Source organism: [Borrelia] tanukii (assembly GCF_030439725.2).
In the GTDB taxonomy this organism is placed as follows: domain Bacteria; phylum Spirochaetota; class Spirochaetia; order Borreliales; family Borreliaceae; genus Borreliella; species Borreliella tanukii.
The window spans coordinates 145,050-165,442 of sequence record NZ_CP124034.1 but is presented as its reverse complement, the minus strand read 5'-3'; the positions used below and the strand labels follow the sequence as shown (position 1 = coordinate 165,442).

Genomic DNA, 20,393 nt, shown 5'->3' with positions numbered 1-20,393 from the left:
ATTTGGAACATTTAATTCAATTTTTTTATGTAGGATTTGGTATTTTTTTATTGTATCTTGGTGGTGATTTACTTCTAAAAAGTTCAGTTGGCATTGCTAATTATTTGAAAGTTCCAACACTTTTAATAGGAGTTACAATAGTATCTTTTTCAACAAGTGCTCCAGAGCTTTTTACAAGTTTAGTAGCGGCTTTTAAGGGTAAAAACGAAATTGTTGTTTCTAATGTTATTGGTAGCAATATTATTAATATGTTACTTGCCCTGCCTTTAGCGGGATTCTTTTTAAGTATTAAGGCAGATTATAAAAGACTTAAACTTTCTTTTATGTTTCTGTTTTTATTAATGTTTCTTCTTTTATTGCTTTCATTTGATTTTAAATCTTATTCTTTTTTTGTAACACCTTATAATCGGTTCAGTTCATTGAGTATTTTAATTTTGTTTTTATCCTATTTATTATTCTTTTATAGAGAAGAGAAAGCACATGCTAGCTTTGAAAATTCTTTTCAAGAAGGTGTAAGCAATTTAAATCAGAGTTTAAATTTCATATTTATTAATACGTTAAGCTTTTTTATTAGCATGTATTTTCTTTATTTAGGGTCGAAATTATTAGTGGATGGAGCTCTTTATATTGCTAATAATGTTTTTAATGTTAGTGAAAAGTTAATTGGAATTATAGTTGTAGCTTTTGGGACAAGTGTTCCTGAGCTTGTTGTATCTCTTTTTGCAATAATTAGAAAAGAATCAGATATTGCATTTGGGAACATTATTGGTAGCAATATTTTTAATATTGGGTTTATTTTAGCTAGTAGTAGTTTTTTCAGCCCTATCTTGTTGCAAGATATTTATATTTTAGATTTTAGTATAATGGTTTTTATAACTTTAGTTTTATTTTTAGTTGTTAAAGTTAAAGGGGTTTTTAGTAGAGGCATTTCTTTAATTTTTTTGCTTTTATATATTTTGTATAATTTAATGTTATTTAACTTTTATTGATTATATGATCTTAATTTTAGCTTGTTAATATATTTTTATGTAATATGCTTTATTATTTTAATGTAATATAAGGGAACAATATGAAAAAATTACCAGAAATTTTTTATATGAGTAGCAAAGAAGTAGATATTTTAATTTCTCAACTAGGAATATCTTCTGATACCCAAAAATCAATTTTGAAAACGATTTTGTCTTATAAAAAAGATGCCATAGATTACTCTTCTTTTATAGAAGAGCATTCTGTAAAAATACGAGGTTTAAAAGGGGAGCTTGATTTTTTATTTCGAAAGCTTTATGAAGTTAAAAGAGGAATAATTACTAATAAAATAGCAACGGATGGAGAATTTTTGCCAGATGGCATAATTTTGACCGATGAAGCCAGTTATGATTTTTATTATTATTCTATTGACGATTTATTTTTAAAAACTTATATAGGAATAGAGCTTTTTAGTTCTTTGCTTACTGTTAAGAATGTGGAATCTAGTTTGTTGGTTTTTCAAAATGAATTTATAACTATTACAGATTCAGATATTAACTATAAATTTTTTGAAACAAAATCACAACTGAAAGAAATATTGATTTGGAAATCATTAATAATTCCATCGAGCAGGGCTTTATATTTTATTGATTTTGTTAAAAAAATATTTTTTAATATTGCTTCTAACAATATTGTAAAAGATGTTTTCGTTAGAGTAAAAGGATTAAAGCTTAGTGACTATGAGAGAGCTTTAGAAGAGGGTAAGAATGTTATTGGTGCTATTTCCAAGATTCTCTCTGGCATTATTGAAATTAAGGATGAAGTTCTTGGCAAGAAAGGAATCACCTTTTCAAAAAATTATTTTGTTTTTTTGGATTTTCTTAATCTTTTTATTAAAAATGAAAAAGACTTAGAAGAGCTTAAGGCTTTAGAAGCTATTAAAATTGATGAATCTTTAAAAGCAATTGAAAAGACTTTGGAGTTTAAAAAAGGTTCAATTGATACGGGAGAGTTTTTTAGCATTCTAAAAGTTTATTCTGAAGGTCTAAACGATCCTGAAAATTTTTTATTAGTTGCTAATATGTATTTCTTTGAATCTAAAATTCATGATATTTTGCCCAAAATATTTCAAGTAAAAGAAAATTTTTATTTGTACAAACCTTTTGCATATGAATTTTTCCTAGAAGAATATGAAAAGGTTTTGCAATTTCTTAATAGTGAATTGAGAGTTAGTATATTTAAAATTCTTAGTTTTGGGGATGATCCTTCTTCTATTTTCACAGAAGAAGGCTTAGAAGAAGTTATCAATAGATTAGTGGTATCTCGGTATATTATGAACGAGTATTGCTTAAAAAATAAAGTCAAATTTCTTGATCTTATTGTTTCTCATTACAGAAGAATTTATAAAACACAAAGTGTTCAAGTCCATATTAAAGATTTAATTAAAGTTGAAGCAGCGAAATATTTTAAGAATAGTAATGAACTGCTACCTTTATATAAAATATATAAACTTGATTTGTATTCACTTTTGAATGCTGCTTATAAAGATTTGAGTTTGTTTAAAAGAATTATTTTGTTTTTGACAGGTAAACATCAAAGCTATAAAGAAGCTTTGTCCAGATTGGATTTTAGAGCTGGTTTGAACAAAAGTGGAAGCGGTCTTTTTGATTCAAACGAAAGAGTTAAAAGACAATTGGAAAAAATTAGAAAACAAAGAGAAGAAATAAAAGCGCAAGTTAGAAATTCTTTTCCCAAAAAAGGTGCAACGTCTAAGCAAGCAGTAAATAAGAACTATACAAAACAAGAACAAGACGAAGCATGGGTCAAATTTGGTGATAGGATACAAAAAAAATAGTGTTTACAAGTAAGTGGATTTATTTGTTAAAATAAATCCCTTGGCTTTCTTGCTGTATTTTTTGAAGTTTGACATTCTGCATAATGTTTTATTTTTCCATTTTCAAATTTTGATTTCATTACAATTTTCCCTCCCCATCGACTTATTAGTTCTTTTGAACCTACTCTTTGTGCGTTTTTAGAAATTTTTGCCATTTTAAAGCTCCTTTTGATGGATTTATTGTATAATAAAATCTATCAAAATAAGGTTGATTTATCAAGGAATTTATTCATGTTATTTATAATGTTTTTTGTGAGCGCTTCTCTTTTTTCAAAAGAAGTTTACTATAGGTTTGCAGATTATTCTGTTAATTACAGCATAGTAGGTAAATATGAAATTACAAAAGAAGAGTCTGAGGAAGAGTATGGATATAAATTCACTTATGATCGCAATAATAATCTTATTTTAGTTGATTATATTGGTAAGCTTAGCATTTTAATGCCTTCTTTTTTTAATGCAAACCAAATTAAAATAGAAAGATCTAAGCACAGTGAAAGACGCATATTTCTAAATAGGGGACTTGCTTTTAAAAATAATAATGGCGTTTACATTGAACGTATAGAGTACATGAGTGATGGCAGGATTAAAAATATTTTTAATTATAATAGATCCAATGAAATGGTTAGGGATAGATATGATGTTTCTTATTATCATTTTTTATATGATAATGAGAGAGAGTTTAGTGTTTACAGATTTAATGAGTCAGGGATTCAAATTAAAGATTTAAATAATGTGTATTTTACAAAGATTACTTATGATCATGGTAAATTTGTTAAAACGGTTTTGTATTACGATGAGAATGGTTACATTGTAAGATCAAAAAATGGTACTTGTGGATTTAGATTGACTTATGATGCTAATCATAATCTTATTAAAGAGGAATATCTTGATAAATCAGCTTATATTGCTTCAAACCCATTTTCTGTAGCTACTAAAATATATCATTATGATGTTGATGGAAAAGTTATTGAGATTTTAAATTATGATATTAATAATAACTTAACCCCTGATGAAAATAATGTAGCAATTTATCGTTACGAGTATTCTTTTAAAGAAAAAGATTGTTATTATAAAGAATATAATTATGACAATGATAATAATTTAACAATCAGTCAAAATGGTTATGCCATGAAGAAGACTATTTTTTATATTCAAAATAATGAAAAAAGGATAATAAATTATAGTAATAAAATCAATAAAAATTATAATAGGGATATTCCGACTGTTTATGAGGAAAAATATGAAATAATGGATAATTTTAAAGGCATTGCTATTTATAGTTATAAATATGATGACAAATTTTATCTAATAGAAAATATTTTTTTTGATAAAAATTTCAATTTAATAGCTGATGTTAAAGGTGTGATGATTTACAGATATTCTTACGACAAAGAAGGATTTTTGATTGCTCAAGAACATTTTGGTGGAGATTTTGTTAACCCAATAGATGATTTTGAAGGAGTTTCAAAGTATAAATTTAGTTACGATTCTAATGGCAATATGATTTCAAAGAAAAATTATTCTAAGGATGGAGTTTTGGTTGCTGATTGTAATTTTGTTTTTGAATATTTATATGAATATGATAAACAAAATAGGCTTATTTCTCAAAAGAATTTTGGTAGCTTGGGACAATTGCAGGACGATATTCATGGAGTTAGTGTTTATAAATATGAGTACAATAAATTTGGGAAAATATCAAAACAGTCAAATCATGGTCCGGATTTGAGATTAAGAGATGACGTTGGGGGATTTTCAATTTATAAGTGGATTTATGATGCTAGAGGCAATTTAATAGATTTTCAAAAATTTGATTCTTTGGGTAATTTAATCTAAGTATTTTCTCTTTTCATATTTTCCTATATTACATAGTAATTCATAAGGACTTCTTTTAGAAAATTTACTCATTTGATTTATACTTAATTTTTCTGATACAATTTCTACTTTTGCACCCGTTTTAACTTTTAAGTCTTTGGGGATTTCTACTATTGTTATATTCATGCAAACCTTTCCTCTTATTTTACATTTTTTATTGTTTATTAAAAAATAAAAATTATTGTTGATATTTTGAGGTATTCCATCAAAATATCCAATTGGAATAATTCCTACTTTCATATCCTCTTGGGCTTGAAATATGCCTGAATATGAAATTTTTTCCCCTTTTTTTACATTTTGAATAAATGTAACTTTTGAAAATAAATTTAATACGGGTTTAAAATTTAGGATAGGTTTTTTGTTTTTTAGGAATGGGGAATACCCGTAAAGAATAAGACCCGGTCTTACCATATTAAATTGTGGGTTTAGTTTGTAGTTGAGAATGTGTCCCGAATTAGAAATATGAACAAATTTTGGATTTATATTTTTTTGTTTAAGTGTTTCCAAAAAAAATAAGAATTGTTCTATTTGTTTTTGTGTGGTTTTAAAGTTTTCTGTTGTTGGGAGATGTGAGCAGACTCCTTCTAGCTCTAGAAATTTTGAATTTTGAATATATGTGGCTATTTCAAGGGCACTATCTGTTTTTATTCCATATCTATTCATGCCAATATCAATTTTTAAGTGAACTTTTATTTTCTTTTTTTGCAATTCACATTCTTTTTCTATTAAAAATAGATATTCAAAATCAGCAACAAATGGTAATAATTCAAGTTTAATCAAATTTTTAATTTCTTTTTTATCCACTTTAATGTACAACAATATTTTTGTACTTTTATCAATTTTTTTAAGTGTTTTAGCATCTTTGATATTGGAAAGTCCAAAATAATTTATTTTTTTTGATTTTAAAAATTTAAAGATATTAATAAGTCCGTGGCCATATGCGTCGGCTTTTAAGGTGGCCACTATTTCTTTTTCACCAATTTTATTTTTAATTAAATTTAAGTTATGCTCTAAATTATTTAAATTTATTATTATTGTTTTGTTACTGCTCATTGCTTTATTATCATATATTTAGCTTTCTTAGAGAAGTAAAAATCTTTTTCTATTAGTTTGTGATTTATTCTATAATGGGTATTGGGAATTTTTTTACTTGGTTGTCTTTAAAATGTAATCTCAATTTTTTTTGGAAATCGTTATATATTTTAGGGTTAATTCTAATTTCATATCTTTTAGTTTCTTTGTTTATATTGTTTTCTACTGTTATTGCTGCCAAAATATAATACCAATTGTTATTTTTGTAATATTCTGCAATTGTTTTTGAGAGAGATTCAGTTCTTAATGTACCAAATGAATAAGCATCTTTTGAAAGCTCTTTTTCTGATTGTTGCTTTCCACTAGTGAGGATGCTTAGATTATTAATAAAATTTCCTTTATCTGGAGTTAAAAATTCTAATTTTGTGATTTTGTATTTTTTAGAAGCTTCGTTTGATAGGTCAAATGAAATAATAGCAGAAGATCCAATTTTTGAAAATACATTTATAAATGAGTAGCTAATTCCAACAAGTTCTTGTATCAAGGTTCCATTTAAATCTACCAATTCCATGTAAGGCTGGCTAATGGCAATATCAACAGATGAAAGTAAAAAACTTTGTTTTATTTTTTTAATTTTTGTTTTTACATTTTCTTTTACAATATAATTGTTATCTTCGAATATATTAATTTCGTTTTTAGAAAAAATATTTTTAGTTAGAAGAAGAATTATCGCAGTTAAAATAAATTTTCTAAGACTCATAAAATATTCCTTTTTGTTTATATTTATATATCTTCAAATAGATCTCCGGCTATGTCTTTTAATATAGGATTTTCTTGTAGTACTTCTTTTAAAAGTTCAATAATTAATTTTGAATTAAGAGAAATTTTATAAATTTTAGTTTTTTGAGTAAGTTTGTTTTTGACAGTTAAATTTGCAAGCATATAATTCCAATGACCATTTTGATATGTTAATTTAAAAGCATTCTTAAGTTCGTCGCTCATTAATATTCCAAATGGGTATGCAGTAACATATCCTTCTTCTTGTGAATTTTCAACAACTAGAAAAGAATTTTTAAGCTCTAGGTTAGAACCAGCTGTTATAAATTTAATATCTTCAATTTCATATTCTTTATCTCCATTTTTAGTTGTTTCAAAAAGGATTAATAGTGATGTGAAATTACTATGTTTATCGTCCATTTTTATAGGAGATAGTATATAGGAGTATCCAAATTTGTTTTTAAATTCTGGTATTGCTTGTCCATATTCATTTAAGATTGTCATTGCTTTTGTTTTTATCCAGGTTATGTCATGATTGCCATGTATGACTGGCAATTTTTTATTCAAAATTTTACCTGATATTAAATATAATTTTTCATCGCTTATTGGCTTTCCAGTATAGCTGTCTTGTTGTACAGACTGTGGTTTTTTAAAAAAAGCACAACCTAGCATCGACATAAGTATTATTATCATTAATTTTAAACGTTTATATGTTCTAAATATCATTATATCTTTTTCCTTTATACCATTTTAAGGTTTTTATTGGGTGGTAATTAAAATCACATTAAATTGTAATAATTAAATCCTAATAATATTAGAATACACATGTCAAAGTCAAGTTGCTTTTTAGTAGTTTTATTCTTTAAAAATTGCATCTTTATTTTTAATCTACAACAAAGGTATTTCTGCTGCTAAAAAATGAATTATTCCTATAATGATTGATATAATTCCGATTAACTGCTGATTATTCTCAAGTATTGATTTAAATTTGCCATATTTTTGGTTATTTTGAACTTCTGTAGGCAATTTTTGTTTTAAAAACAAGATAAATCCAATTAAAAATAAACTTATAGCTGGAATCAAATTTCCAATTATTGGCAATTTGTAGGGCTTAATTATTTCAAGGGTACTAGTTATTAAAAATAATAATCCAAAAACGCTTTTAACCTTTTTGTTATCATTTATTAAATTTACAAAATCTTCAAAAATTTTAAAAAATTTTATTTTTTCTACTAATATTGGGAATGCAAGTACTATTCCCCCTAAGATGTTAAGCAAAACAGACATGAAGTATATTTGCATCATATTTTATCCCCTAGTTTTTATTCTTTTGCTATAAAAAACATTTTTACTACCAGCTCTCTTTAGTATTATACTTAATAAACTTTCATTTTGATAGATTATATTAGCATATGTTGTAAAGTTTTTGCTGCTTATATAAAGCATATTGCTTTCAATTAATCTGTTATCCAGGTAAATATCTATCTTGGCTTTTCCCAGGTTAGATATTTTTTTTGTTTTTATGTTTATTTTTAAGGATAATCTTCCTTTGTCTTGTTTATAGCTTATTATCATTTTGATATTGTTTTTATTATTTTCGTAATTTTGAATCCTGGGAATTAGTAAAATTTTAAAAAATAAAAGAATTATAACAAAGATTATTCCAACAATGATATGTTTTTTTAATTTTTTTTGGTATTCAATTTCTAATTGTTGATTGCAATTAATCTTTTTCATTAGATTTGCAAATTTAACCTTTTATAATTACAGCTTTAATAACGTATTTAAGTTCCACCAATAGACACTAACACCAGTTTTTCCGCCATAAAGTATGCTAAGTATTCCGTCGTTAGATAAACTTTCACAGAGAAATATTAAATTTGAAGGCTCAATTAAAGCTATTTGGTCTTTTATTGAGCCTTTGTTATCCAATTTCCATATTAAATTGTTAGATAAATTTTTCATATTAGTAGATGCTATTATTTTATCTTTTTGTATTTTTATAATGTTTATAAAGCTTTCCTGTTTATCATTTAGCAAGTTTTTAGGAAGAGCAATTTTACTTATTATTTCCAGTTCTTTATTTTTTTTTAAACTCATTTTATAGATATATTGATCTTTAATTTTAATTCCAAGATCGTTTATGTTTTCATTGTCTCCAATGTTTTCATAGTAAGTGATTTTTACATAAAGAGTTTTTTTGTTAACTTCAAAAAAAACCTTGTCTATTGAGATATTGTATTTTTTATTTTGGTCGTCTACCATATTTAGTAGGTTTTTATTGACGTAAATTTTATAAAGCGGGGAAAATTCTTTATTATAAGAATATATTATGTATCCTTCGCTATATATTGATATTATTGCAATGTTGCCATTTTCATCAACGTTAACATCGTAAATTTGCGGGAATGGTGTGCCGTTTAAACCTTCTTGACCCAAAACTTCTACAGACGAGTTTTTGTTTAATATTAATATTCTCATAAAGTAGGCAATATTTTCTTTTTGATTGAACTTTGATTTTTTATTATTTAGCTTATCTGCAACAATAATAAAATCTTTTAGTGGATATATTGCTTGAATTCCTTCAAAATCTATTTTTTTTATTTTTAAATCGGGGTTTGTTTTAAATATTCCATTTTGATAAGTTTGTATTAATTTTCCGTAAGAGTTAAAAATCATTAATTTATTTGTTTTTATTTCTGCAATGTATACTAGTCCATTATACGTTTTGATATCGAAATTTGAATTTGTAAATTTGTCATCCAGGGGCATTATTGCGCCAGGAAGTGTTCCGAATGGTATTTTGAATTGTTCTTCTCCCAGTTCGTTTAAAGTTTTAGTATTACATGATATAATTGCAAAAAGCAAGCTGAATATAAAAATTTTATAGTGCTTTTTCATATTTTTATATTATTATTTAAAATGACTTTAAGTCAATTATTTAGGAGAATTAATACCTACCATGTTAAAAGCAGTACTTGAGACAACTATTGGCTCAAAAAGTAAAAGAGATTTAAAAGACTATCTTCCAACTTTAAGAAATATTAATAAACTTGAGCGTTGGGCATTATTGTTAGCAGATGAAGATTTTTCAAAAGAGACTGAAAAGCTTAAAGATGAATTAAAATCGGGGAATTCTTTAGAAAATATTTTAGAGCGAGCTTTTACCCTGTCTAGAGAAGCTGCTAGAAGGCGTCTTAAAGAAAGGCCTTATGATGTGCAAATCATTGCAGGACTTGCTCTTCACAAGGGCAAAATAATAGAGATGAAAACAGGAGAAGGAAAAACCCTCTCGTCAGTTCAAGCCGCTTATTTAAATAGTTTGACAGGAGATGGAGTTATTATTGTTACTGTTAATGACTATCTTGCGGAGCGTGATTCCAATTGGATGAAGCCAGTTTTTGATCTTTTGGGCGTTAGTGTTGGGGTTGTTCTATCTAATATGGATTATGAGTTAAGAAAGGCTCAATATGCCAAAGATATTACTTATGTTACAAATAATGAACTTGGATTTGATTACTTAAGAGATAATATGCGTTATGACTTGAATGAAAAATCTTTAAGAAAGTTTAATTATTGCATTATTGATGAGATCGATTCTATTTTGATCGATGAGGCAAGAACACCTTTGATTATTTCGGGGCCTACTGAGGGAAATACCAATGCTTATCTTGAGGTTAATTCTCTTGTATCTTTTTTAAAAGAGTGTTCCAAAGACCCCAAAACAGGTGATTATCCTTTAGAGATAGACGATCTTGATGGTGATTATACTGTTGATGAAAAAGCCAAAAGAATTTCTTTTACCGCTAAAGGACTTAATAATCTTGAGCAGCTTTTAGTTTCCAAAGGCATTATTAGTGGGTCTATGTATACTGATTCAAATTTCAATTATGTTCATTATATGACTCAAGCCTTGAAAGCACATTTGCTTTTTTTAAAAAATAGAGAATATATTGTTGGTGATTCTGGGGTTGAGATTGTAGATGAATTTACTGGTCGAGTTTTAACAGGGCGAAGATATTCTGATGGACTTCATCAAGCCATTGAGGCTAAAGAAGGGGTTAGAGTTGCTAATGAAAATAAGACCATGGCAACCATTACTTTTCAAAATCTATTTAGAATGTTTGATAAAATTTCTGGTATGACAGGTACAGCCGATACAGAAGCTAAAGAATTTCATAAAATATATAATCTTGATGTAGTTGTAGTTCCAACAAATAGATTGTTAGCACGAATAGATGAGGACGATACTATTTATTATACGGAAGAATTTAAGTTTAATGCAATTACAGATGAGGTTTATAAAACTTACAAAAAGGGGCAGCCGGTTTTAGTGGGAACTGTTTCTATTGAGAAATCTGAGATTTTATCAGCTATGTTTAAAAATAGAGGGATTAAGCACGAAGTTCTTAATGCAAAAAATCATTCTCGAGAGGCAGTTATTATTGCTGAAGCTGGAGCAAAACATGCAGTTACAATAGCAACAAATATGGCAGGTCGTGGTACGGATATTAAACTTGGAGGCAATATTGAACACAGGGTTAGAAAAAAAATTGGAACTAATGTAAGCCTTGAAGAATTTCAAGAGGCTGTTAAAAATGAAAGAGAAAATTATCTAAAAGATTATAATGAGGTTAAAAGTCTTGGTGGGCTTTATGTTATTGGTAGTGAACGTCACGAATCGAGGCGAATAGACAATCAGCTTCGTGGGCGTAGCGGCAGACAAGGTGATCCTGGGCGTTCAAGATTTTATGTGTCGCTTGAGGATGATTTAATGCGTCTTTTTGCTGGAGACAACCTGAGGTCATTAATGGGTAAGCTTGGAATGGCAACAGGAGAGCCTATTACGCATTCTCTTTTAACTAAATCTTTGATTAATGCCCAAAAAAGAGTAGAAGACCGAAATTTTGAAATTAGAAAGCATTTGTTAGAGTATGACGATGTTATTACAAAGCAGAGAGATTTTATTTATGCTCAGAGAAATTCTATTCTTGAAGATACAGCTATTAAGGATCGTATCCTTATTGCTTTAGAAGAATATCTTAGTTTTTTGCTTGAGGGGACAAAAAGTAGTGTAGTTTCAAATGTTTTTTTAAGTGAAGTAAATTTGATTTTTGCCTATATGCTTGAGAGTCTTGGTTCTATTGAAAACATTAATCCTTTTGATTTAAAGGCTAAATTAATGCAAATAGCAAAGGATAATTTAGATGAGAAGGAAAATTTGATTGGTAGGGATCTGTTTAATGGATTTTTAAGATATGAATATTTGAAGAATATTGATTTTAAATTTCAAGAACATCTTGCAAATTTAGACTCTTTAAGAGAGGCTGTTTATCTAAGGTCTTATGCTAATAAAAATCCAATTACAGAGTACAAGGAAGAGGGGTTTTCAATATTTAGCGAGCTTATTAAAGACATTAAAGTTTCTACCATAAGGCGTGTTCTTCAGTTAAAATTGGATAGCAGTTTTTCTGATTTTAAGTCAACAAAGAAATCTAAAAATGTTAATTCAATTCATAAAGAACTTTCAGAAATTGTTATTAATGAGAATAAAAACGTTTCTAATGTTCAAGTGGTTAGAAGTTCCCCTAAAATAGGCAGAAATGAGCCTTGTTATTGTGGAAGTGGGAAGAAATATAAAAATTGTCATGGTAAAAGTTAGAACCGGAGGAGGTTTTTATGTTTAAATTGCCAGAACTTGGTTATAATTATGATGCTGTTGAGCCTTATATTGATGCTAAAACTATGGAAATTCATCATAGCAAGCACCATAATGGGTTTGTAATGAATTTGAATTCTATTTTGGAAAAAATGGGAAAAAGTCATTTAGAAGACGTGTCATACATATTAAAAAATATTCATGATTTTCCAGAGGAGTTTCAAACTTTAATAAAAAATAATGCTGGGGGTTATTCGAATCATACTTTATATTTTAGAACTTTAAAACCAGGAAACAAGAGTAATCTTTTGGAAAGGTTTGAAAATGATGTTAATACAACTTTTGGAAGCTTAGATGTTCTTAAGTCTAGCTTGAAAGATACTGCGATGAAAATTTTTGGAAGTGGTTGGGCATGGTTAGTGTTGTGTCCTGATGGTGGGCTTAAAGTGATTTCAATGCCTAATCAAGATAGTCCTATAATGATGTCTTATAAACCAGTTTTGGGCATTGATGTCTGGGAGCATGCCTATTATCTTAAATATCAAAATAGAAGAATTGAATATGTCGATGCTTTTTTAAAGGCTTTGAATTGGGAAGAAGTTTCAAAAATTTATAATGAATCTAATAATTAGTTTTTATTTTATTCTAAAATGTTAAGTAATTTATTTTAAGTCATTGTTAAAGTTTTCTCTTTCTATGTCGTTAAAGTATTCTACTGTTCCAACTTTTAATTCATAAGTTGCATTTTTATCAGATACTATGATTGCGTTTTTGTGCAATTGAAGCGCGCTAATTGTCCACATATGATTAATACCTTTTTCAATAGCATGCTTTAATGCCCTTGCTTTGTTATGCCCATTTACTATTATTAAAATTTCTTGTGAATCCATAATTGTTCCAATTCCAACAGTTAGTGCACTTTTGGGAACTTTTTCCACATTCCCTTCAAAAAATCTTGAATTAGCAATGATTGTATCTTGGGTTAAAGTTTTAATTCTTGTTCTTGATGTTAAAGAGGAGCCTGGTTCGTTAAAAGCAATGTGACCATCAGGTCCGATTCCACCTACAAAAAGCATGATTCCTCCTAAAGATTTGATTTTTTTTTCATACTCTTCGCATTCTTTTTTGAGATTTAAAGCATTTCCATTTAGTATATTTATGTTTTCTTTTTTAATATCAATGTGAGAAAAAAAATTTTTCCACATAAATGAATGGTAACTTTCAGGATGGTTTTTTTCAATTCCTATGTATTCATCCATGTTAAAAGTTATGACATTTTGAAATGAAATTTTTTCATTTTGGTTTAATTCAATTAAATTTTTGTACATACCGATTGGGGAGCTACCTGTTGGAAGTCCAAGGATAAACGGCTTTTCTTTTGTTGGAGAAAATTCTTTAATTTTTTGCGCTACATGATTGGCTGCCCACTTTGATATGTCTTCATATGTAGGTCTGATTATTAGTCTCATTGCGATCTCCTTAAAATGGTTTAAAGTTAGAGATTGTTAAAAATTATTTCAGATTCTATCATTGTTAACTTTAGGTTAAAATCTTTATCTAAGACATTGATGTTTGCATCATATCCATGACATATTAACCCCTTGTTATCAATATTGAGAATTCTTGTTGGATTATAGGAGCTTGCTTGAACAGCATCACTTAAACTGTAGCCGAATTCTACTAAATTTTTAAGACCTTGTATCATTGTGAGTGTTGATCCAGCTATTGTATTGCTTTTTACGCTGTGGAATAATCCATCTTCTGCAATATAAACTTCATCTCCGTTTGCAATTAGTTTTCCAGAAGTTTGAAAATTTGGAGTAAGTCCATCAGTTACAAGTACTATTTTACTTATATCCTTAAGCTTCCTAATCATTAAAACTAATTTTGGATGTATATGATGGCCATCCGCAATAATTTCACAAGAAACATCACCGTGAATTAATACTGCCCCTATTGCATTTGGATTTCTGTGGTCAAGTTTTGACATTGCGTTGAAAAAATGGGTTGTATGAAGTATTCCAACTTGAAATCCTTCTATCATATTTTCATATTTTGCGTTTGTGTGTCCCGCTTGAAGGTTTATATTGTTTTCAAGGCAAAATATTGCAAGCTCTCTCATGCCTTTAAGCTCAGGAGCAACAGTCATTGTACTTATGTGTGTTTTTTTTTTGCCATTTGATCCTGCAAATACTCCCCCAGCTGCGTCTATTAGTTTTTGCATAACTTTAATACTAGGTTCGTGAAGATAAGAAACAGGGTGTGCTCCTCTTTTTTCGGGAGAAAAAAATGGCCCTTCAAGGTGAAGCCCTAAAATTTTAGCTCCCTTTTCTTTTCCAATTGCTGCTGTGCAAGCTTTTATTGTTTGAATCATTTCATCTATTGGTCTTGGATAAAGAGTTGGTAAAAATCCAACTACACCGTATTGTGCTAAATGTTCTGACATTTTAAGTATTGATTCTGTTGAACACTGATCTGTACCATAACCGTGAAATCCATGAATATGATTGTCGTAAAGTCCAGGAGTTATATAATTGCCTTTTGTGTCAATCATTTGGTATTCTTTCAGATCCATTTTTTTAAGTCTGTCAGATGTTACAATGTCAAAAATCTTATTATCTTTAATTAGGACTGCTGAATTATCTAGTTTGTCATTTCCAGTTAAAACGGATTTTGAGTTGAATAAGCAAAAATTTGGCATTTTCATGTTCCTTTTAATTTATTTTACTATAAACATTAATCTTTTTTAAATATTTTGCTTTTTAAATTTTTATTTTAAAGGGTTTGAATGCTTTAAAGTTTATGTTTTTAAATTTATTATATTTTATTTTCAATTTTATTAATGATATAATATGCTTTGGAGGGCATTATTATGGCATCAGGATTTTTTGTTCCTGGACTTGAGAGCAAATATAATATTAAAGAAATCCGTGAATCCATTTTAAAGCCTGATAAAGCCAAAATTGATTCTTCTTTTAAGAAACTTGAATCTTTGGAGCAAGAAAAAAATGCTTGGCAGTCAATTAATAGGAAAATTTCTACTTTAAATTCTCTTGCAAAAGAAATCACATCACTTAATAGTCCTTTTAATCTAATGTCAGGAAATTCTAGTAATAGCGAAATTTTAACCTTGTCTACTCGGTATGGATCTAAGAATGAGACTCACAAATTAATTGTTGATCAAATAGCTTCAGCTGATGTATTTTTGTCTTCAAACTTTGATCCTAAAAAAGTTACAATTCCAGAGGGTGATTATATATTTTTAGTTGGCAAGAAAGAAATTAATGTAAAAAGTAATGGTAACGTTGATTTGCTTGTGAGGGATATTAATAATAAGGGAAAGGGCTTTTTGTCTGCAAAAATAGTAAAAAGTGATAAAAATGGGAATAGTCGTTTTATTTTAGAATCCTTGAAGGAAGGTAAAGAGAACAAACTTGTTATCAAAGGGGAAGGGTTGTCTTTTGCTAAGCAGATTGGCATTTTAAGCGAGCTGAAAACCAATTTTAGTCCCACTCTTTCAGATATTGCTGCAAATCAATCTAGTAGTAATAATAGACTTGCTTTTGAAAATGATAGTCTTGTTTTAAATCCGCTTTCAGAGATATCGATTGAAATTCCTGAAGATATTGAAATTACATCTAGGAGTAAAATTAAATTTGAAGTTAAGTATTTTGATACAGGCTTAGAAGAGCCTGATAGTAAGATTATTTTTAATCCCGGAGAAGCTACATTTAAGGATGCAAAAGTTGACAGTGAAGATAGTGTAGTTGATCTTGGATCTGATTTAAAAACTTCTTTGGAAAAAAAATATATTCAAATGAATATGGTTAAAATATCTAGCAAGGAAGGTTCTTTGGAGCTTCCTTCAATAAATATTTCGAATAACTTTGAAGAAATTGAACTTGATGTTGGAGCTCTTTCTAATCTAGAAGAAATAAATATTGAAAATAAAGCAAATAATAAGGTAGTTGTGATTAGTAATGTCGAAGTTTTTGATCCAAAAAATAGAGACGGCCATTTGCCAATAAATGCTAAAAGTTTTGCTGAGAATGCAAAAATTAAATTTGATGGAGTAGATGTTGAGAGAGATTCAAATGTTATTAATGATTTAGTTCCGAATGTAACATTAAGTCTAAAAAAGGCTTCAAGTGATATGGTTGAGGCTAAAATTGAGCCTGATTATGAGGGGATTAAGAGAGTTCTTTTGGATTTTATTGGCGCTTATAATGAAGTTCTTGCTGAGATTAACATTGTAAGTTCCAATGAAGATCAATTTGGTAATCAAAAGTCTAATATAGTTGAAGAGCTGACTTATCTTAGTGAGTCTCAAAAAGAAGAGGCTTATAAAAACTTAGGCGTTCTAAGGTCTGAATTTTTATTAAAAAATCTTAAATCTAGATTAGAATCAATAATTTTTAAACCCTATGTTACTAGTGATCCTAATTTTTCAATAATTAATCAGATGGGAGTGTTTACCAACTCTATTTCTTCTTCTGGTGGGCTTTCTAGATATTTGAGACTTGATGAGAAAAAGTTTGATGAATCAATTCGCAATAACATCGATAATGTTAGAGAACTTTTTTTATTTGACCTTAATGGTGACAGAGTATATGATAATGGGATTGCCAAAATGCTAGGAGATTGCTTGTCGCCTCTTGTGACTTCTGGAGGAGTTATTTATAATAAAATAAAAAATTATGACTTAAAAATTGTTAATCAAAAAAATAAAGTCGAAGATTATAAAAAAAAGTACGACGATAGAGAGAGAAAAGTAGAAGGCGAGCTTAATACTTTAGATTTTACCGTTAAGCGAATGAAAGATCAGGAAAATACATTAAGGGCTTTTGATTTTAATCAAAGAAATAGGTAATAACAATTATTTTAATGCTATTGTTCTCTGTGTTTCTTTTTTTTAATTTTTTGTGCTATTCTTTTTAAAAGGCAAAAGGATTTGCCAAAAATAAATAATTAAACTTTATCATGGAGGAATGATATATGATTATAAATCATAATACATCAGCTATTAATGCTTCAAGAAATAATGCTATTAATGCTGCTAATCTTAGTAAAACTCAAGAGAAGCTTTCTAGTGGGTACAGAATTAATCGAGCTTCTGATGATGCTGCTGGAATGGGGGTTTCTGGTAAAATTAATGCTCAAATAAGAGGTTTATCACAAGCTTCTAGAAACACTTCAAAAGCTATCAATTTTATTCAGACAACAGAAGGTAATTTGAATGAAGTAGAAAAAGTTTTAGTAAGAATGAAAGAATTAGCGGTTCAATCAGGTAACGGCACATATTCAGATTCAGACAGAGGTTCTATACAAATTGAAATAGAGCAACTTACAGACGAAATTAATAGAATTGCTGATCAAGCTCAATATAACCAAATGCACATGTTGTCAAACAAATCTGCTGCTCAAAATGTAAAAACAGCTGAAGAGCTTGGAATGCAACCTGCAAAAATTAACACACCAGCATCACTTTCAGGATCTCAAGCTTCTTGGACCTTAAGAGTTCACGTGGGCGCAAATCAAGATGAAGCGATTGCTGTAAATATTTATGCAGCTAATGTTGCAAATCTGTTTTCTGGTGAGGGAGCTCAAACTGCTCAGGCTGCACCTGTTCAAGAAGGTGCTCAACAAGAAGGAGCTCAACAGCCAGCACCTGCTACAGCACCTTCTCAAGGCGGAGTTAATTCTCCTGTTAATGTTACAACCACAGTTGATGCTAATACATCACTTGCTAAAATAGAAAATGCTATTAGAATGGTAAGTGATCAAAGAGCAAATTTGGGTGCTTTCCAAAATAGGCTTGAATCTATAAAGAATAGTACTGAGTATGCTATTGAAAATCTTAAAGCATCTTATGCTCAAATAAAAGATGCTACAATGACAGATGAGGTTGTAGCTGCTACAACTAATAGTATTTTAACACAATCTGCAATGGCAATGATTGCGCAAGCTAATCAAGTTCCTCAGAATGTTTTGTCATTGCTTAGATAAAATTTTAAGTTAATTAGTATAAGTTATTACCAAAAGATCCCTTAAAGGATCTTTTGGTTTTTTATTTCAGATCGGCAAAATTTAATAATTTTAGTATAATTTATAATAATGTGTTATAAAGTATAATGCAGGCTTATTGAGGAGTTTGCTTTGAGTAGGGTTGCTGTTAAAATTAAAGATTGTTATAAAGTATTTTCTTATTATGTTGACAAAAAGCAGATAAGTCAAGCTATAAAAGACTATGAAAACGGCAAAGATAGAATGCAAATTTACAAAGAATCTTCTATTTTTATTGCAAATGCCAATATTAATCTTAATGTTTATGAAAATGAAATTTTAGTTATTATGGGTATGTCAGGCTGTGGCAAGTCTACTTTGGTCAGATGCTTAAATGGTATTTACAAAATAGATTCAGGATCTATTTTGGTAAATAACATGGAAATGAATGCTATAAATCGAAAAGATCTTTCTAATTTAAGAAAAGATAAATTTGCAATGGTTTTTCAAAACTTTGGACTTTTTCCCCATATGAATGTATTGAGAAACGTTACTTATGGGCTTGAGGTCAAGCATATCCCCAGAAAGATCAGAGAAGAACGTGCTATTGAGGTATTAAATCTTGTAGGGCTTGAAGATTCAAAATATAAGTATATTAATGAACTTTCTGGAGGAATGAAGCAAAGAGTTGGAATAGCAAGAGCATTGGTGGTTAATCCAGATATTCTTTTAATGGATGAAGCTTTTTCGGCGCTTGATCCATTAATTAAAGGAGAAATGCAGGAAGAACTTTTGAGGTTAGTAGCTAAGCTTAAAAAAACAGTTGTGTTTATTACTCATGATTTAATCGAAGCTTTTAAATTAGGACATAGAATTGCTTTTATGAGAGATGGAAAAATTATTCAAGTTGGAAAACCTTTAGAAATTTTAACCAATCCTAGTACTGATTTTATATCTCATTTTATTAAAAATTTGCCTGTTTTAAATATTTTAAAAATTAAAGATATTTTAAAAGATGATTTTGATTTAACTGGTAGTGATAATGATTTAAATGTCGTTATTAAATATCAAGGTGAAAATTTTAGTTTATACGATAAAGTTCTTAATAAAAGATATGATAATATTGTATCTTTAAATTTAGAGCTAAATGACGAAATAAAAAAAATTGTTGAATACTTGAATAAGCAAGACTATTTAATAATAAAAGAAAAGGGAAATATTGTTGGATATATTAATTTAAATGAAATTTCAAATTTATTGTCAAGATAGGAATTTATGAGTAAAGATTTTTTTATATTAAAAATAGATAATTTTTTTGATTTTTTGGTTGATAATTTTTCAATTTCTGATGGGGTAGGTTTTTCTAAGAGTATAATTTTTTTATATGAAAATTTAAAAAATTTATTTCTTTTTGTTAATCCTATTCTTTTTATTTTGATTGTATGCTTACTGAGTTTTGTTTTCTTGAAAAAGAGATTAATATTTTTAATTTTGCCCGGATTCTTTTTTATTTTGTATTTTAATCTTTGGGAAGCTTCAATGGATACAATCGCTATTATATTTGTTTCTGTGTTTGTTTCTGTTGTTTTGGGAATTCCTATAGGTATTTTTGGTGGATATTTCCCAAGATTCTACGTTTTTTTAAAACCCATTCTAGATTTAATGCAAGCTATGCCCCCATTTATTTATTTGATTCCCGCTATTCCTTTTTTTGGAATGGGTACAGCTTCTGCTATTTTTGCTACAATAATTTTTGCTATGCCTCCTGTTATTAGATATACAAGGTTGGGAATTGTTCAAGTTTCAGATGAAGTAATAGAAGCGGCCAAGTCTTTTGGCAGTAGTAATTTGCGTATTCTTTTGCAGGTTCAGCTTCCCCTTTCTCTTCAGAGTATAATTGAAGGTATTAATCAATCAATAATGATGGCGATATCTATGATAGTAATTGCTGCAATGGTTGGATCATCCGGGTTGGGTAGGACTGTGATTTACTCTATAGAAAGATTAAATTTTGGTGAAGGGTTAATATCTGGATTAGCAGTTGTTATTATAGCTATTATTTTAGATAGAATTATGCAGTCTATCTTTATTAAATTTAGTTATTTAAATACAGATCATTATGCAGGAAAGCGAGAAAATAAGTTTAAAAGATTTTTAGAAATATATAATAAGTAAATGGGGGGATATTTT

General features: G+C 28.4%; 18 protein-coding genes. 9 read left to right on the top strand and 9 right to left on the bottom strand.

Annotated elements, in window-relative coordinates:
- Positions 1–2: 2 nt before the first annotated feature.
- Positions 3–989, top strand: coding sequence for a calcium/sodium antiporter (locus tag QIA27_RS01310; protein WP_301353459.1), 987 nt, complete (start codon positions 3–5; stop codon positions 987–989).
- A gap of 80 nt (positions 990–1,069) precedes the next feature.
- On the top strand, positions 1,070–2,821 hold the full coding sequence (locus QIA27_RS01305; protein ID WP_301353458.1) for a hypothetical protein: 1,752 nt from the start codon (positions 1,070–1,072) through the stop codon (positions 2,819–2,821).
- 26 nt (positions 2,822–2,847) lie between these two features.
- Here the strand turns inward: QIA27_RS01305 and QIA27_RS01300 are convergent, their stop codons facing one another.
- The gene (locus tag QIA27_RS01300; protein WP_110521921.1) at positions 2,848–3,015 is read right to left on the bottom strand and encodes a hypothetical protein; all 168 of its coding nucleotides are present in this window, start codon (positions 3,013–3,015) and stop codon (positions 2,848–2,850) included.
- 76 nt (positions 3,016–3,091) lie between these two features.
- Between QIA27_RS01300 and QIA27_RS01295 the strand changes: the two genes are divergently transcribed.
- A complete protein-coding gene (locus QIA27_RS01295; RefSeq protein WP_301353457.1) occupies positions 3,092–4,693 on the top strand; it encodes a hypothetical protein in 1,602 nt (533 codons plus the stop codon).
- On the opposite strand, the gene alr is transcribed toward QIA27_RS01295, so the two are convergent.
- The 6 genes from alr to QIA27_RS01265 all read right to left on the bottom strand — a co-directional run bounded on the left by alr (position 4,685) and on the right by QIA27_RS01265 (position 9,442).
- Positions 4,685–5,803, bottom strand: a complete 1,119-nt coding sequence (gene alr, locus QIA27_RS01290) for an alanine racemase (RefSeq protein ID WP_301403708.1) — start codon at positions 5,801–5,803, stop codon at positions 4,685–4,687. The genes QIA27_RS01295 and alr overlap by 9 nt on opposite strands.
- 46 nt (positions 5,804–5,849) lie before the next feature.
- On the bottom strand, positions 5,850–6,524 hold the full coding sequence (locus tag QIA27_RS01285; protein WP_301353456.1) for a S2/P23 family protein: 675 nt from the start codon (positions 6,522–6,524) through the stop codon (positions 5,850–5,852).
- A gap of 23 nt (positions 6,525–6,547) precedes the next feature.
- The gene (locus tag QIA27_RS01280) at positions 6,548–7,267 is read right to left on the bottom strand and encodes a S2/P23 family protein (RefSeq protein ID WP_301353455.1); all 720 of its coding nucleotides are present in this window, start codon (positions 7,265–7,267) and stop codon (positions 6,548–6,550) included.
- A gap of 162 nt (positions 7,268–7,429) precedes the next feature.
- Positions 7,430–7,846, bottom strand: a complete 417-nt coding sequence (locus tag QIA27_RS01275) for a hypothetical protein (protein ID WP_301353454.1) — start codon at positions 7,844–7,846, stop codon at positions 7,430–7,432.
- Positions 7,847–7,849: 3 nt separating this feature from the next.
- Positions 7,850–8,278 carry a hypothetical protein gene (locus tag QIA27_RS01270; protein ID WP_301403481.1) on the bottom strand — a complete coding sequence of 143 codons (429 nt, stop codon included), beginning with the start codon at positions 8,276–8,278 and terminating at the stop codon, positions 7,850–7,852.
- A 27-nt stretch (positions 8,279–8,305) separates the two neighbouring features.
- Entirely contained in the window at positions 8,306–9,442 is a 1,137-nt protein-coding gene (locus tag QIA27_RS01265) for an LIC_12708 family protein (RefSeq protein WP_301353451.1), read from the bottom strand.
- A gap of 61 nt (positions 9,443–9,503) precedes the next feature.
- Here QIA27_RS01265 and secA point away from each other — a divergent pair, with 61 nt between their 5' ends.
- Positions 9,504–12,203, top strand: a complete 2,700-nt coding sequence (secA, locus tag QIA27_RS01260) for a preprotein translocase subunit SecA (RefSeq protein ID WP_301386247.1) — start codon at positions 9,504–9,506, stop codon at positions 12,201–12,203.
- A gap of 17 nt (positions 12,204–12,220) precedes the next feature.
- Complete coding sequence (locus QIA27_RS01255; RefSeq protein ID WP_301353449.1) at positions 12,221–12,832, top strand: superoxide dismutase; 612 nt, start codon at positions 12,221–12,223, stop codon at positions 12,830–12,832.
- A gap of 30 nt (positions 12,833–12,862) precedes the next feature.
- Here the strand turns inward: QIA27_RS01255 and nagB are convergent, their stop codons facing one another.
- Together nagB and nagA are read right to left on the bottom strand one after the other, a co-directional pair.
- The gene (gene nagB / locus QIA27_RS01250; RefSeq protein ID WP_301353448.1) at positions 12,863–13,669 is read right to left on the bottom strand and encodes a glucosamine-6-phosphate deaminase; all 807 of its coding nucleotides are present in this window, start codon (positions 13,667–13,669) and stop codon (positions 12,863–12,865) included.
- Positions 13,670–13,695: 26 nt separating this feature from the next.
- Positions 13,696–14,901 (bottom strand): N-acetylglucosamine-6-phosphate deacetylase, encoded by a 1,206-nt coding sequence (gene nagA / locus QIA27_RS01245; protein WP_301386245.1) that lies wholly within the window; start codon positions 14,899–14,901, stop codon positions 13,696–13,698.
- Between the two features lie 171 nt (positions 14,902–15,072).
- Between nagA and fliD the strand changes: the two genes are divergently transcribed.
- The 4 genes from fliD (at position 15,073) to QIA27_RS01225 (ending at position 20,378) form a co-directional block, all read left to right on the top strand.
- Entirely contained in the window at positions 15,073–17,070 is a 1,998-nt protein-coding gene (fliD, locus tag QIA27_RS01240; protein WP_301403480.1) for a flagellar filament capping protein FliD, read from the top strand.
- Positions 17,071–17,195: 125 nt separating this feature from the next.
- On the top strand, positions 17,196–18,206 hold the full coding sequence (gene flaB / locus QIA27_RS01235; RefSeq protein ID WP_301353444.1) for a flagellin FlaB: 1,011 nt from the start codon (positions 17,196–17,198) through the stop codon (positions 18,204–18,206).
- 150 nt (positions 18,207–18,356) lie between these two features.
- A complete protein-coding gene (locus tag QIA27_RS01230; RefSeq protein WP_301353443.1) occupies positions 18,357–19,472 on the top strand; it encodes an ATP-binding cassette domain-containing protein in 1,116 nt (371 codons plus the stop codon).
- Positions 19,473–19,478: 6 nt separating this feature from the next.
- A complete protein-coding gene (locus QIA27_RS01225) occupies positions 19,479–20,378 on the top strand; it encodes an ABC transporter permease (protein ID WP_301353442.1) in 900 nt (299 codons plus the stop codon).
- Positions 20,379–20,393: the final 15 nt, after the last annotated feature.